Origin of the sequence: Prosthecobacter sp., from assembly GCF_044236155.1 — a bacterium.
GTDB lineage: Bacteria > Verrucomicrobiota > Verrucomicrobiia > Verrucomicrobiales > Verrucomicrobiaceae > Prosthecobacter.
On record NZ_JBIIHA010000025.1, the window covers coordinates 21,369 to 35,682 of the forward strand.

Here is a 14,314-nt window from a genome sequence, read left to right on the forward strand (position 1 = left end):
GGTAATCGCGGCTACCCTCGCGCCCCCTTCCCCCAAAAAACCTGCCCATGACCCCAGATAAAATCCGCAACATCGCCATCATCGCGCACGTCGATCACGGCAAAACGACGCTCGTTGACGGCCTGCTGCGCGCCAGCGGCAACTTCCGTGAGAACCAGGCCATCGCCGAACGCGCGATGGACTCGATGGACCTGGAAAAAGAAAAGGGCATCACCATCAAGGCAAAGAACACCTCCGTTCACTGGAACGACCACATCATCAACATCGTGGACACCCCCGGCCATGCCGACTTCGGCGGCGAGGTGGAGCGTGTGATGAAAATGGTCGATGGCGTGATGCTCGTGGTGGACGCCTACGAAGGACCGCAGGCGCAGACGCGCTTCGTTTTGAAGAAGGCGCTGGAGCAGGGCCTGAAGCCCATCGTGCTCATCAACAAGATGGACCGCCCGCACATCGAGCCACAGAAGGTGCATGACAAGGTGCTGGAGCTTTTCCTGGAGCTGGATGCCACAGAGGACCAGTTCAACGCGGCGTTCGTCTATGGCAGCGCACGCGCCGGCTGGGTCAGCGACAAGCCTGATGGCGAGCAGCACGACATGACCTTCCTGCTGGGCAAGATCGTGGAGCACATCCCGGCGCCTAAGGCGGAGCCCGAGGGCTGCTTTGAAATGCTCGTCTCGAACATCGACTGGGACAATTTCGTCGGCCGCGTGGCCATCGGCAAAGTGACGCGTGGCAGCGTGAAGCTTGGAGACCGCGTCTTCCTGCTGGGCAAGACCCCGGATGAAAAGGCGAAGCCTGTGAAGGTGACGAAGGTCTTCCAATACACCACGCTGACCACCGGCGAGTCCGTGGAAGGCACGGCCGGCGACATCGTGGGCATCAGCGGCTTTGAAGACGTGGACATCGGCCAGACCGTCGCCGGTGCCGCGGACGCCCCCGCCCTGCCCTTCGTGGCAATCGATCCGCCGACGATTGTGATGCAGTTCGCCGTGAATGACGGCCCGCTGGCCGGACGCGAAGGCGAGCATGTGACCTCCCGCAAGATCCGTGACCGCCTGGACCGCGAGCAGAAGATGAACGTGACGATCAGCGTTAAGGACACGGACACCGCCGGCATTTTCGATGTCAGCGCCCGTGGCGCGATGCAGATCGCTGTGCTCGTGGAGCAGATGCGCCGCGAAGGCTTTGAAGTGCTCGTGTCACGCCCGATGGTGATCATGAAGCGCATCAACGATGAGCTGTGCGAGCCGTTTGAGACACTTTACGTCGATGTGCCGGATGATTATCTCGGCGGAGTGATGAAGTCGATCTCCGAGCGCAAAGGCAAGATCGAGGACATGAGCGCGCATGGAGGGCGCACGAGCCTGCAGGCTTATGTCCCGACACGCGGCCTGATTGGCTTCGAGTTTGACCTCATGAACCTGACGAGCGGCCATGGCATCCACAGCCATCTCTTCCGCGAATACGCTCCGCACGCAGGGCCGATGCAGACGCGCTCCACCGGCACTCTGGTGAGCACCGAGGCTGGTGAGGCCACGAGCTACGCGCTGGACACCATCCAGGTGCGCGGCAAGCTGTTCATCGGTGCTGGCGAGCAGGTGTATGACGGCATGATCATTGGCGAAAATCCGCGCGCGGACGACCTGCCTGTGAACCCGACGCGCAGCAAGCAGCTCACGAACTTCCGCGCCGCCGGCTCCGACAAGGGCATCCAGCTCACCCCGCCGGTGCGCTTCAGCCTGGAGCGCGCGATCGAGTACATCGCCCCCGATGAACTCGCGGAATGCACGCCGAAGAGCATCCGCCTGCGCAAACGCATTCTCGACCACAACACCCGTCTGCGGGAGAAAAAGAAGACCGAGGCTCAGCTCGAAGGCGCGGAGTAATCCTCTTTCGCACGGTTTTGGAGCGACGGGCAAAAGATCCCGTCGCTCTTCAATGTGTCAGCGCATAAAAGATGATGTTGATGCCAAGCGGGTAGGCGTACTTCTCCGAGAACTCGCGGAAATACCATGGATCGGTGCCTTCCTGCTCCCAGCCCTCGCCGGTGTCTGTGTTCCAGCAGATGATCATCATGAGCCGGCGCTTGTCATCGAACACGCCGCGATAATGGACGTGTTCAGAGCCCGGCTTGTCGAACTCATAGGTGATGCCCTGGTTGATGACGTACTCGGCGTAGCGAATGTGCGGAATCTGCGGCTTCACCTTGAGCGGAAACACCATGTGGAAGACTTCATGCTCGATCGGAATCTCCTCAATCTTCCGGTCGGGCCAGATTTGCTTCAGGGCGACCTCGAAGTTATCCCACTCCCGCGTGCCCCAGAAGTCATCGACCATGACGAAGCCGCCGTTGAGCATGTAGTCGCGCATTGTCTTGGCCTCCTCGTCGGTGATGCTGATGTCGCCGACCTCGATCATGTAGAGAAAGGGATAATGGCGAATCTGCTCGGGGTCGATGTCCACCACGGCACCATTCGGATTCACCTGCAACGACGTGAGCTGCTGAAGCCGGTAGGACATGTTCATGTCGGAGTCGGGGTAGTCCGTGGACCACTTGCGGTTTCCCCCGCGCCCCCAGCCGCCGCGCCCGCCAATGGATGAGTTGTAACGGACCCGGGCGAAAGTGAAGGTGTCATTGGGCAGCTCCTTGCTGACGGGCCAGGTGGGATATTCGTTGCCGTAGCCGCGACGGTAATCGCGGGGATCCTCGGGCATGCTACCGTCTTTGACGCCGAAGTTTGTCGGCTTCCCGCCGGCATCCTCTTTTTCCGCCGCCCAGACGAGGCATGCCGCCAGAACAACAGCCAAACCAAACTTCAGGGCGTTTTGGGGCGGCTTCATGGCGGAAGAAACGTCGTTCGGATGAAAATGCTGCACAAACTTGTCTCGGAAAACGATCCTGCTCAAAGCCCTTTCACCAGCGTCCTGACTCGCAGCAGAAACATGTCCGCTGTGATGTAAAGCGTGCCGCGATCCTCGCCGCCAAAGGCGCAATTCGCCGTCGCCTGGCCGGTGAGGATCGTTCCGAGGTGTTTCCCCTCCTTGCTGATGACCAGCACTCCGCCGGGGCCGGTCGCCCAGATATTGCCCTCCGTGTCCACCTTCATTCCATCGCAGCCGCCCTTGCGTTCCCTGCTCTTGAGCTTCTGCGCGTCGAAAAAGACGCGGCCGTTTTTCGCACTGCCATCAGCCTGGATGTCATAGGCGCATACCCGCGTGTGCTGCGGATCGGAAATGGCGATGTAAAGCGTCTTTTGGTCCGGACTCAGCGCGATGCCGTTCGGGAAGGCTATGTCACTGATGAGAAGTGAAACCTTGCCGGCGGGTGTGACCGAGTAAACGCCGTGAAAGGCCAGTTCGGCCGCCGCGCCGCCTTTTTTCAGACCGTAAGGCGGATCGGTGAAGTAGATCGTGCCTTCTTTCGCGATCACGAGGTCGTTCGGGCTGTTGAACCGCTTGCCGTCGTATTTGTCCGCCAGCGACGTAAAGGAGCCGTCTTTTTCCAGCCGCGCCACACGCCGCTCGCCATGCTGGCAGAGCACCAGATTCCCCGCCGCATCCAGTGCAAGGCCGTTGGATCCCTGCCCGGCCGGATAGCTCAAACTGCCGCTCGGCCTGAGGACCACCTTCGCCGCTTTGTCGCCCTCCTTCCAACCAAACACCGTGTTCTCAGGCACATCCGAGAAGACAATGCCGTTCTCGCGCCACACCGGTCCTTCCGACCAGTTGAAGCCGGAGGCCAGCACTTCGATTTTCGCATCCGGGGCGATCAATTTGTCCAGCGCCGGGTGGAGCCGCTCAATGGTGCCGTGAAACTCCGGCACGGGATCCGCCGCCGGCAAAGAAAAGGACGACACAAGAATGAAAACGAAGATGCGATGGATCATAAGCAGATGGGTGGATGATGAATTTACCTCGCCGCGGTCTTCGAGTTGCGCTTGCCGAGGCAAACCAGCGATTTGTCCGTGCGGATGAAGATCTGCCCCTCGCTCATCGCAGGCGACGCGAAGACTTTTTCCTTCAGCTCGCTCTCGGCGAGCAGCTTGTAGGTCTTGTCAGGTTGCACCGCGCGCAGGATGCCGAAGTCGTTGACGAAATACACGCGTCCTTCCGCGCTGGTGAGCGAGGCGTGATGCTCGCGCAAGCGCTCCTCCCACTCGATCTCGCCGGATTTCGCGTCAAAACAGTGTGCCACGCCCGAATCCGAAACGATGAGAAAGTGACCACCCTCGATGATCGGCGACGGAACATAAGCCACGCCTTTGTTGGTGCGCCAGACGACATGTGTGTCGGTCACATTGCCGCTGCCATCGGGCTTGATGGCGAGCAGGTGATGCTCGGGAAAGCCGCCGGTCATGTAGAGAAGGCCGGTTTGCTCGCTGAAAACGAGCGAGGCGACAAACTGCTCCGTCGGACCGTCGATGATCCACAGCAGCTTTCCGCTGTGTGGATCGTAACTGGCGACGCACATCGTGCCGGAGAGCACCATCTGCGTGCGTCCGCCGATCTCGCGAATGAGCGGCACGCAGTAGCTGCGCGTCTTGTTCGGCCGGTCGATGCGCCACAGCTCTTTGCCGTCGGTCTTGGACAGGGCCACGATATAGCCGTTGCCATCGTGGTCGCAGTTCACGATCACCTTGTCCTCAAACAGGATCGGGCTGGAGCAGAAGCCGTGCTTGCTGGAGAACAAGCCGGGGCGCACCTGCCAGAGCGGCCTTCCGCTGAAATCATGCGCGGAGATGACCACCGTGCCCTTCGGCACCTCGCCTTTCGGAATCTCGCGGCCTTCATTCGCTTTCCGCGTGGCCTCGGTGGGCGTGTTGTCCAGGAAAGCAGTGAAAATGCGTTCGCCATCGGTCGCCGGCGTGCTGGAGGCCAGCGAGTTCAGCTTGTGAATGCCCTCCGCAGGAGCCTTGAGCACGCTCGACTGCCACAGCAGCTTTCCTGACGCGCGATCCAGGCAAAGCAGAACGCGCTCTTCGGATTCCGGCAGGGCCGCCACGGTGAATAAGCGATCCTGCCACACAATGGGCGATGCATGCCCGCTCCCGGGAAGTTCCGCCTTCCACGTCACATTGCCTTCAGCCGAAATCGGGAAGCCCGTATCCTGCGAGGTGCCATCCAAACGCGGACCACGCCACTGCGGCCAGTTTTCGGCAAAGAGCGGCGTGCTGAGAGCGAGGAGGAGAGAAAGCGTGCGCGAGATCATGGAGTTATGCAGAACGCCCGGAGGCCAGTGGAGCTTGCGGTCAGAAGTGATGCAGGCACTCCTGCCTGCAAACAAAGCGCCCAATTGCGGGCAGGCTGCGAAGCCGCGAAGCGAATGCCCGCATCACTGGTCAGCTCTGCCGCGCCCGAATCGCCAGCAGGTCTTTCATGACGTGGTTGAGCTTCCCGCTCCACTCGGCGGTGCCGAAAGCATCGTGCAGGGTGCGGTAGAGCGCGTAGAGCTCGCGATAGACGGCCACGTTTCCGGGGATCGGGTGGTAAACCTTCTCGCGAATGGCGGTGACTTTGGATTGGAGGTCCCGCCAGGTGCCGGCTCCGGCGGCGGCGGCTCCGAAGATGGCCGCGCCGAGGGCGCAGGTCTGCTCGCTCTGGCTGACTTTCATCGGTTTGCCGATGATGTCGGCGTAGATCTGCATGAGCGTGGCATTCTTGATGGAGAGACCACCCGTGTTGATGACCTCCTCGATCTTCACGCCGTATTCCTCGACACGTTTGATGATGGTCAAAGCACCGAACGCGGTGGCCTCGATGTAGGCGCCGTAAATCTCATGCGCCTCGGTGTGAAGCGTCTGGCCGAGCAGCAGGCCGGTGAGGCGCACATCGACGAGGATGGTGCGGTTGCCGTTGTTCCAATCGAGCGCGAGCAGGCCTGTGGCACCGGGTTTCTGGCCTTCCATGGCCTTTTCCATGTTCACGAATTTCTCGCCGGTGGTCTTGCCGTAGCTGTCGGGCACGAGGTGATTCACCAGCCAGAGGAAAAGATCGCCCACGGCGCTCTGACCGGCCTCGATGCCGTAGTAGCCGGGCAAGACACTGCCATTCACAATGCCGCACACGCCGGGGATGTCCGCGAGCGGTTTGCTCGTGGGTGAAATCATCAGATCGCAGGTGCTGGTGCCGAGAATTTTTACCAAGGTGCCCTCTTTGATGCCCGCGCCGACCGCGCCGGTGTGCGCATCAAAAGCGCCGACACACACCGCGGTGCCTTCGACCAATCCGAGCCGTTTGGCCCACTCGGCGCACAAATCGCCCGCTTTCGTGTCCGTGGTATGCGCTTCGGAATACAGACGATCACGAAGTTCAGCGAGCTTGGGATCGAGCTTCGCCAAAAACTCCTTGTCTGGCAAACCACCCCAATCGCTGCTGAACATGGCCTTGTGACCCGCGGCGCACACGCTGCGCTTCAAGGCGAGCGGATTCGTGTTTCCGGTCAAAACAGCCGGAATCCAGTCGCAGTGCTCCACGAAGCTGAAAGCGGCTTCGAAGACCTTTTCGTCCACACGGCGCAAACGGAGGATTTTGCTCCAAAACCACTCGCTGGAGTAAATGCCGCCGCATTTGGCGATGATGTTCGGCCGCATTTCGTGGCCGAGCTTCGTGATCTCCGCTGCCTCAGCATGCCCGGTGTGATCTTTCCAGAGCCACACCATGGCATTGAGGTTGTTTTTAAACTCCGGCAGCAAACCGAGCGGCATGCCTTCTTGATTCACCGGGATCGGCGTGGAGCCCGTCGTGTCGATGCCGATGCCGACGACCTGCGCAGCATCAAAGCCCGCGATTTTGGCCTTCGCCTGCTCCAAAGCGCCGCGCGTGACACTTTCGAGGCCGTCGAGGTAATCCTGCGGATTCTGTCGCGCCACATGCGGGTCCTTTGGATCGAGCAGGATGCCCATTTCGCCACTAGGGTAGTTGAAGACGGTCGATCCGGCCTCCGCGCCGTTGTCGAGGTCGATGAGGAGGGAGCGGCAGGAGTTCGTGCCGTAGTCGATGCCGAGGGCGTAGCGTTTCATGCGATGGCTGGGATGCGTGCGGGTGTTTTAGCGGAAACAAACCGCATGGCGAGCCAAAACCGGACGCGCTTTGTGATCTTGGCTTGGCGATCTTTGACGCAGCGAGGAAAGAGCCGGAGGCAGGAGGCGTTTACCACCGCTCTATGACCAACCGCCTGCTCTCCATCGCCGCCGTTCTTTCGTTTGCCTCAGCCGCTCATGCCGAGGAGGGTTTCGTGCCTTTGTTCGACGGCAAAACGCTCACCGGCTGGGAGCAGCACAGCGGCACGGCGGAGTATCGTATGGAGAACGAGACGATCGTGGGCAAGACGGTGCCGAATACGGGGAACTCCTTCCTTTGCACCGCGAAGAAGTACGGCGATTTCATCCTGGAGATAGAGTTCAAGGTGGCTCCCGGCATGAATTCCGGCATCCAGTTCCGCAGCAACTACTACGAGAAGGAGACGGAGGTGGAGATCGCCGGCAAGAAGAAGAAATTCCCCGCCGACCGCGTGCACGGCTATCAGTATGAGATCGACCCCAGCGACCGCGCCTACACCGGCGGCGTGTATGACGAGGGCCGCCGCGGATGGTTGTTTGACCTCAAGAACAACGAGGCGGCGCGGAAGGCCTTCAAGCAGGGCGAGTGGAACAGCGCCCGCATCGAGTGCCGCGGAAGCAGCATCAAGACTTTCATCAATGGCGTGCTGGCGGCGGATTTCACGGATGAGATGACCAAGGAAGGCGTCATCGCCCTCCAAGTGCACGGCATCGGCAAAAAGACCGACGCCGTGGGAAAGGAAGTGATGTGGCGGAACATCCGCATCCAGGAGCTGAAATAGAACGAACTTTCCAGTTCGTCCGGTAAACGAGTTGGAAAACTCGTCCCACGCCGCTTATCATCCGCCGCCATGAAAACCAACCGCGCTCTGCTTTTCATCACCTCTCTGCTTTGCTCCGCCAGCCTTCTGCGGGCGGAGATCAAGGAAACCGTCGTCGAATACCAATCGGGAGGTGTGACTTGCGAGGGGCTGCATGTCGTTGATTCCGCGAAGGCTGGCAAGCTCCCCTCGGTGCTGATCATCCATCAATGGACCGGCTTGAGCGAGAACGAGAAGATGCGCGCCCGCATGCTGGCGGAGCTCGGCTACAACGTCTTCGCGGCGGACATTTACGGCAAAGGCGTCCGTCCGCAGCCGCCAGCCGCAGGACAGGAGTCCGGGAAATACAAAACCGACCGCAAACTCTACCGCGAGCGCATGCTCTCGGCGCTGGAAGTGCTGAACAAAAGCCCACAGACCGACCCTTCGAAAGTCGCGGCCATCGGCTACTGCTTTGGCGGCACAGGCGTCATTGAGCTGGCCCGCAGCGGGGCGGTGGTGAAGGGCGTGGTCAGCTTCCACGGGGGACTGGACTCCCCCTCCCCTGCCGACGGCAAGAACATCAAAGGCCGGGTGCTGGCCCTGCATGGCGCGGATGATCCCTTCGTGCCAGCGAAGGACATCGCCGCGTTCGAGAAGGAAATGCAGGACGCGAAGGTGGACTACAAGCTGGTGAGCTATCCGGGCGCGGTGCATGCCTTCACGCAGAAGGCGGCCGGCAACGACAACAGCAAAGGAGCCGCTTACAACGAGGCTGCCGACAAGGCCTCATGGGAGGAGATGAAGGCGTTCTTTGAGCGCATCTTCAAGACCGAGGGCTGAACTTCCAAGCCTGCCTTCCATGAAGCGATTGATGCTGCTCCAAGCCAGCCTGGCATTTGCCTGGCTTCATGCCGCCGATGAACCGGCGGACTTCATCCGCTTCATCGAGGAGGAAAAGAGCGACAGCCTGCAGACCGCTGTCGTCAGCTACGAATCGCCGCAAAAAGCCCGCGTGGACCTTGTGGGAGCCATCCATATCGCTGACAAAGCCTACTTCGACGGCTTGAACGCCCGGTTCAAAACATACGACGCAGTGCTGTATGAGCTTGTCGGACCGCCCATGGAGGAACGCGGCAAATCGGCACCGCCGAAGGATTCCCAAAAGCTGCAATGGGTCGGCCAGCTTCAAGCCATGATGAAGGACGCCCTCAAACTGCACGGGCAGCTCGAAGGCATCGACTACAAGGCGAAAAACTTCGTGCATGCCGACATGAACATGACGCAGTTCACCCAAACACAGGACCAGAAGCAGGAGAGCTTCCTCACGCTCTACCTGAAGGCCATGCAGGCGCAGAAGGAGGCGAATGAGAAACGCGGTGTCAGCTCCGACGCCGCCGGCATGGTCATGCTGCTGAAAATCCTGACCATGAAGGACAGCAGCACCGGGTTGAAGCGCATGATCGCCCGCGAATTCGACAGCGTGGAGGGCATCATGGACGGCATGGAGTCGGGAGATGGCACCGTGCTCGTGGGCGAGCGCAACCGGGTGGCGCTGGAAGTGATGGACAAGCAAATCAACGCAGGAAAGAAGCACCTGGCGATCTTTTACGGTGCCGCGCATCTCGCGGACATGGAAGAGCGGCTTTTGAAGAAGGGCTTTAAACGCACCAAGACCGAATGGCTGACAGCCTGGGATCTGCCGCACGAAAAATAAAGGACCGGGCCTCACAGCCCGGTCCTCCATGAAATCAGTTCTTTTTGCCTCGCAGCCTTACTTCTTGCCGCCAGCCGCCTCCTGGCGGAGTTGCTCAAGACGGGAGAGCGGCTTGGGAGCCGCAGGTGCGGCGGGTTTGGGCTCTTCTTTCGGCTTGTTCGCCGCGACGACTGGAGCCGCAGGCGGCGGGGCCACCACCTTGCGCGGCGCGTCGATGCGCAGGATGGAACCCAGTGCGATGCGATGAATGGTCGTGGCGTTCGTGCCTTTGACCGGTACATCGACACGCACAAACAAGTTGGCCTGCTTGCCGATGGGTGACTTGGCGTCCGTCTTGACCTTGAAGGAGACTTCCTTGGTGTCCTTCGTGATCTTGGCGGCCTCGATCGGGATGGTGTCAGGCACGCCGAGCACCTGGGCATTGGCCTCGCCTTCAAAAGGCAGCAAGTGCTCCAGCTTGGCGATCATGACGGTCTCCTTGCCCTGCTCCACCGCGACGAGCGGGATGGCCGGGGCGGTGAGGTAGGCTGGAGCAGTGACGACCTGCTGGAACGGGGAGGCATTGTAGATGCGTCCATTTCCCGCATCAGCCTCGCCCATGACGGTGAAGTTCCAAGTGCCGGCAGGAGCGGCTCCGTTGGCGTCGAGCTGGAAGACGCACTCGTTCTGGCCTTCGGCAATGGTTTGCTCACCCAAGGAGCTAACGCCGCTGGGCTTCCAGATCATGAACACACGAATCGGTGCCTTGAAGCCTTCTTTGCGCTTCGCCACGACCTTCAGTTCCAGGATGCCATTGTTCACCAGCGGCACGGCTGGCTTGACGATCTCCAGCGAATAGGGAGCCTCCTCGACAACGGCCACCGGCAGGCGATCTTCAATGTCAGTGTAATAGACCACGTTGCCATTGCGCACGATGTCGAACTCCTGACGCAGCTTGCCGCGGGTTTTTACCGCAGGATCGACGGAAGTCAGATACATCGGAACGACCTGATGACCCAGTGCGGCATCTGCCGTCGCCTCAAAGAGCAACGGCACATTGCCGAGGTCCTTCGGCGCCAGTTCGGTGAGCAGTTTCACGCCGGGCGGGAGGTTCTTTGCCTCAAACTTGAAATCTCCGCTGACGTTGTTGCGGCTGATGTTGACCAGCGTCGCGTAGCGTCCGCCTTTCGGCACCGGGATGAACTGGCGGTAGTTGTTGTCATTCACCGTGTATTGCGGCGAGGCGAAGAAGAGCTCCGGCTCGGCGGCCACGAGCTCAAGTCGGTAAACATAGTTCGGACCGCCGCGTTCGAGGTGGTCGGCCACGCGCACGAAATAGTCGCCATCCGCGGGAATGCCGACCTTGAACTTGCTGTCGAGACGGCGTTTCCCGCCGCCATCATCATTGCCACCCAGACTGCCGCCCTTGTCGTTGTAAACGTTCACCACGCTGTCCAGCGGTGAACCGATGCTCTGCGCGAAAGCCTGCACCTCGACGGTCATGCCTTTTTTCAGCGGCACCTTGAAGTAATCCACGTCGCCCGGCTTCTCGATGATGCCGTTAAGCGCGATCGGCTCGCCGGACGGAGCGGCGGTGGCCTTCGCCTGCTCGTCATTCGGCTCGGCCTCGAGCGCATTGTCGTATGTCACGAGACGGAATGGATTGCCGGAGGGCGCAGGCTCCTGCGTCTTCGAATAGATCATGAAGCCGGGGTCAATTTCCGCCGGAAGCTGGGCGTCCTCCTCAAAGGAGCCATCGCGCTCGATGAAGCGGACTTTCGTGGTGCTGCCGATCTTGCCGCCGGCAGGATAAACCACGTCAGGGCGGCGGTATCCGCCGACATGCAGACGGTAGAACGAATTGCCGCCGCCGCGGTAGGAAGACTCGCGAATCATCACGGTGTAGTCGCCGTCCTCCTCGGCCACGTAGGAGCAGTAGCCGTCCTGGCGGTGCAGAATGGTGTCGTCCGAGATCGCCTTCTCAAAGCGGTCCTTGTCGATGATCGCCACGAAGGGATCAAACACCGTGTAGCCGAGGCGGAGGGCGTCCACCTCCACCGATATGCGCTGGCCCTTCTTGGCCGTGACGCGGTAGTAGTCCACGTCCTCGTTCTGCACGATGCCTTCGACCGTCTGGTTGAACTGGATCACCTGCGGGGTCTCGAAGTCGCTGTTCGGCTCCTTTTCCTCGACGTTCGGATAAATACCGACAAAGAACTGCCGCGCATGCGAGATGCCGCTCTTCGTGCGGATGCGCATGGAGTGATTGCCCGCCGGCACGTCAGGGGCGATGGAGATGGTCAGGTCCACCTTGCCTGCCTCCACCTTTTCAACGCTCTTCTGCGTGAAGCCGGGGGAAAAGAAGATGAGGCTCTCGAAATCAGCCAGACGGCTGCCCGTGACGGTGAGCTTCACGTCCGTGCCACGCTGGCAGCCATTCGGCTTGGTGGAGCTGAACTCAGGATAAGCGGCAAAAGCGCTCGCGGCACAAACGAGCGACAGACTCAGGACGAGATGACGGATGGAGAACATGACGGTGGATTTGGAGGGGTTGGTTTTCATACGTCCGCACAGGACAGGAAATTACGCAGGTCTGAAAGTTGCCGCGAAGAGGGAGGACGGCTCATAATCACTCCAAGGGCAGCCAGCGGGCTCCGTCCACGACCACGTAGCCGTCGGCACCGGCATTACTGATGCTGATGGCAGTGTCGTTACCGCAGTCGAACTCGCCGAGGTCGATCCAGAAAACGCCTTCGGCCTCTTTGCCGCTCTTCAGGTCGATTGGGAGCTTTTTCACGCCGCCGAGGTGCTGCACCTCGACCAGCGCGTTCGTCGCGCGATTGCTGTTCGGCGGCACGGCGAGCTGCAGGCGATATTTCCCGGGTTTTTCGAGTTTCGGCTCAAAACGCAGGCTGCTCAGGCCATCCTTGGCGTTGCCGTCGTGCTGGTAGCCGTCGCCGATGAAACCTTTCGCCGCGCCGCTTTCCTGCCAGTGGCCGGTGGCTTTGGCCTGCGTGTCATCGAGGACGATGCCCTTGAGCTTTTTCGCCTCAATGCCGCGCGAGCTCTTTGGGCCGCTGTATTGCAACACCTGGCCGTCTTTGAGGAGCCGCTCCTTGAGCTTCACATACGGCACTCGCTGCACGGGCAGGTTGTCCTCGATGGCAAAAACGGCCGCCGTGGCCGCGGACTGGCCCAGGATCATGAAAACCGGCTCCATGCGGATGCTGCCATACGCGATGTGACTCGCGGACATGGCCACCGGGACGAGCAGGTTGCTCCCCTGCCCCTTTTTTGGCACGAGCGAGCCATAAGCAATCTCATAAGGGCCGTTCGTGCTGACGCCGATGTCGCCCTCGTTCTGAACAAAACCTTCTGGCGTGATGTAGCGCTGCACGTTGTGGCTGTCGATCGTGTAGCTGCCCATGCCGACGGACTCGGGCGTGGGCTTCTTTTTGCGCAGTTCGTTCTCGGTCATCACATAGTCGCCGATCAGGCGGCGCGCCTCGCGGATGTAGAGCTGGTGGCTCCAGTGGCCGTTGTCGGTGAATTCATCCTTCGGCAGCCCCCACTGACGGAGTTCTTCCTGCACCTTCTTGGGCACTCGCGGATCGTTTGCCACAAACCAGAGCAGGCCCTGCTGATAGGTCCGGTGCTCGGCAATGATCTCCTTGCGGCGCTCGTAGCTCGCCTCGGGGTAGTCATAGTTGTAGCCGATGTTGTCGAAGCTGAACGGGCCGTGGTTGTTGGTGTCGGTCTTGTGGTTCGGAATCGGGTCGAACTTCTCAAAAAACTCGCCCCAGCCGGTGTTCAGCACGCGGAGGAGGATTTCATACTGGCTGGCGTCGTAACCCTCAGGCTTCGGAAACGGGATGCGGTTGTCCGGCACGTTCGTGTAGCAACTGCGGAAGCAGTAGGCCTGCACCTTCTTGTCTCCTTCGCCGAATTTGCCAGGATCTTCCGTACTCACGCGGGGCAGCACGCCGCTCTTCGGATCGCCCGGGATCTTGTAGGGGCTGACGGGAGGCTTCACTTTGCCAAAGTGGTGGCCGTGATGCAGCACGCCGACCTGCACACCGTTGTGCTCCTCGCCATAGACGCTGTTCGCCTCGCGGCCGACATGGTAATCGCAGCCTGCGGCGGCCATGAGGTCGCCTTCATAAGTCGTGTCGATGAACATCTTTCCTGCGTAGGTTTTTCCGCTGAGCGTGGTGATGCTCACAATGCGGTCACCGTCTTTCTTGACGCCCTTCGCACGGTCCAGCCATTCATCGCGCACCACCTCGATGCCGAACTCCTTGATGTAATCCTCAAACACGCCTTCGGCCGCGTGCGGCTCAAAAATCCACATCGTGCGGTTCTCGCCGTCCATCGCGGGCGTGCCCTGGCCCTTGTTGCCGTATTCGGACTGCTTCTGTTGTTTCCACGACTCCGGCTTTTGGTAGTGCAGGTAGATGCGATGGTAAAAATCCCGCGCCAGGCCGCCGATGACCGCCTTGTTGCCCGTGTCGGTGAATCCAAGACCGCCGCTGCTCAAACCGCCGAGGTGCTTTTCCGGCGAAACGATGATGACGCTCTTGCCCATCTTCTTCACCTGCACGGCGGAGGTGACGGCGGCGCAGGTGCCGCCGTAGATAACGACGTCGTGCTCCGCAGCGGGAAGCATGGAACCCAGGAGGGCAAACGAGGCGAAAAAGGCGCGGCTTTTCATGGTTGGAGGAGTGGTTCGTTTCTTCGCAGCATGAAAGGAATCGGCA

10 protein-coding genes are annotated in these 14,314 nt (G+C 60.5%); 4 read left to right on the forward strand and 6 right to left on the reverse strand.

Going from position 1 to position 14,314, the window contains the following annotated elements; genetic code table 11:
* Positions 1-47: 47 nt before the first annotated feature.
* Entirely contained in the window at positions 48-1,889 is a 1,842-nt protein-coding gene (gene typA, locus ACILSE_RS18220; protein WP_395718856.1) for a translational GTPase TypA, read from the forward strand.
* 49 nt (positions 1,890-1,938) lie between these two features.
* Here the strand turns inward: typA and ACILSE_RS18225 are convergent, their stop codons facing one another.
* The 4 genes from ACILSE_RS18225 to ACILSE_RS18240 form a co-directional block, all read right to left on the reverse strand.
* Positions 1,939-2,844: a DUF4159 domain-containing protein gene (locus ACILSE_RS18225; RefSeq protein ID WP_395718857.1), complete on the reverse strand. Its 906-nt coding sequence runs from the start codon at positions 2,842-2,844 to the stop codon at positions 1,939-1,941.
* 62 nt (positions 2,845-2,906) lie between these two features.
* Positions 2,907-3,890: an SMP-30/gluconolactonase/LRE family protein gene (locus ACILSE_RS18230; RefSeq protein ID WP_395718858.1), complete on the reverse strand. Its 984-nt coding sequence runs from the start codon at positions 3,888-3,890 to the stop codon at positions 2,907-2,909.
* Between the two features lie 23 nt (positions 3,891-3,913).
* A complete protein-coding gene (locus tag ACILSE_RS18235; protein ID WP_395718859.1) occupies positions 3,914-5,212 on the reverse strand; it encodes a PQQ-binding-like beta-propeller repeat protein in 1,299 nt (432 codons plus the stop codon).
* A 130-nt stretch (positions 5,213-5,342) separates the two neighbouring features.
* The gene (locus ACILSE_RS18240; protein WP_395718860.1) at positions 5,343-7,022 is read right to left on the reverse strand and encodes a ribulokinase; all 1,680 of its coding nucleotides are present in this window, start codon (positions 7,020-7,022) and stop codon (positions 5,343-5,345) included.
* Between the two features lie 143 nt (positions 7,023-7,165).
* Between ACILSE_RS18240 and ACILSE_RS18245 the strand changes: the two genes are divergently transcribed.
* The 3 genes from ACILSE_RS18245 to ACILSE_RS18255 all read left to right on the forward strand — a co-directional run bounded on the left by ACILSE_RS18245 (position 7,166) and on the right by ACILSE_RS18255 (position 9,578).
* Positions 7,166-7,843, forward strand: coding sequence for a DUF1080 domain-containing protein (locus ACILSE_RS18245; RefSeq protein WP_395718861.1), 678 nt, complete (start codon positions 7,166-7,168; stop codon positions 7,841-7,843).
* Positions 7,844-7,912: 69 nt separating this feature from the next.
* Entirely contained in the window at positions 7,913-8,704 is a 792-nt protein-coding gene (locus ACILSE_RS18250; RefSeq protein WP_395718862.1) for a dienelactone hydrolase family protein, read from the forward strand.
* A gap of 19 nt (positions 8,705-8,723) precedes the next feature.
* Positions 8,724-9,578: a hypothetical protein gene (locus ACILSE_RS18255; protein ID WP_395718863.1), complete on the forward strand. Its 855-nt coding sequence runs from the start codon at positions 8,724-8,726 to the stop codon at positions 9,576-9,578.
* Between the two features lie 57 nt (positions 9,579-9,635).
* On the opposite strand, the gene ACILSE_RS18260 is transcribed toward ACILSE_RS18255, so the two are convergent.
* Together ACILSE_RS18260 and ACILSE_RS18265 are read right to left on the reverse strand one after the other, a co-directional pair.
* On the reverse strand, positions 9,636-12,089 hold the full coding sequence (locus tag ACILSE_RS18260) for a PPC domain-containing protein (RefSeq protein WP_395718864.1): 2,454 nt from the start codon (positions 12,087-12,089) through the stop codon (positions 9,636-9,638).
* A 97-nt stretch (positions 12,090-12,186) separates the two neighbouring features.
* Positions 12,187-14,268, reverse strand: a complete 2,082-nt coding sequence (locus tag ACILSE_RS18265; RefSeq protein WP_395718865.1) for an FAD-dependent oxidoreductase — start codon at positions 14,266-14,268, stop codon at positions 12,187-12,189.
* Positions 14,269-14,314 lie beyond the last annotated feature (46 nt).

Excerpts from the sequence above, each read along its gene's own strand:
- ACILSE_RS18240 (WP_395718860.1), bottom strand. The coding sequence starts at position 7,022 with ATGAAACGCTACGCCCTCGGCATCGACTACGGCACGAACTCCTGCCGC.
- ACILSE_RS18225 (WP_395718857.1), bottom strand. The coding sequence starts at position 2,844 with ATGAAGCCGCCCCAAAACGCCCTGAAGTTTGGTTTGGCTGTTGTTCTG.
- typA (WP_395718856.1), top strand. The coding sequence starts at position 48 with ATGACCCCAGATAAAATCCGCAACATCGCCATCATCGCGCACGTCGAT.
- ACILSE_RS18255 (WP_395718863.1), top strand. The coding sequence starts at position 8,724 with ATGAAGCGATTGATGCTGCTCCAAGCCAGCCTGGCATTTGCCTGGCTT.
- ACILSE_RS18235 (WP_395718859.1), bottom strand. The coding sequence starts at position 5,212 with ATGATCTCGCGCACGCTTTCTCTCCTCCTCGCTCTCAGCACGCCGCTC.
- ACILSE_RS18230 (WP_395718858.1), bottom strand. The coding sequence starts at position 3,890 with ATGATCCATCGCATCTTCGTTTTCATTCTTGTGTCGTCCTTTTCTTTG.
- ACILSE_RS18245 (WP_395718861.1), top strand. The coding sequence starts at position 7,166 with ATGACCAACCGCCTGCTCTCCATCGCCGCCGTTCTTTCGTTTGCCTCA.
- ACILSE_RS18250 (WP_395718862.1), top strand. The coding sequence starts at position 7,913 with ATGAAAACCAACCGCGCTCTGCTTTTCATCACCTCTCTGCTTTGCTCC.
- ACILSE_RS18265 (WP_395718865.1), bottom strand. The coding sequence starts at position 14,268 with ATGAAAAGCCGCGCCTTTTTCGCCTCGTTTGCCCTCCTGGGTTCCATG.
- ACILSE_RS18260 (WP_395718864.1), bottom strand. The coding sequence starts at position 12,089 with ATGTTCTCCATCCGTCATCTCGTCCTGAGTCTGTCGCTCGTTTGTGCC.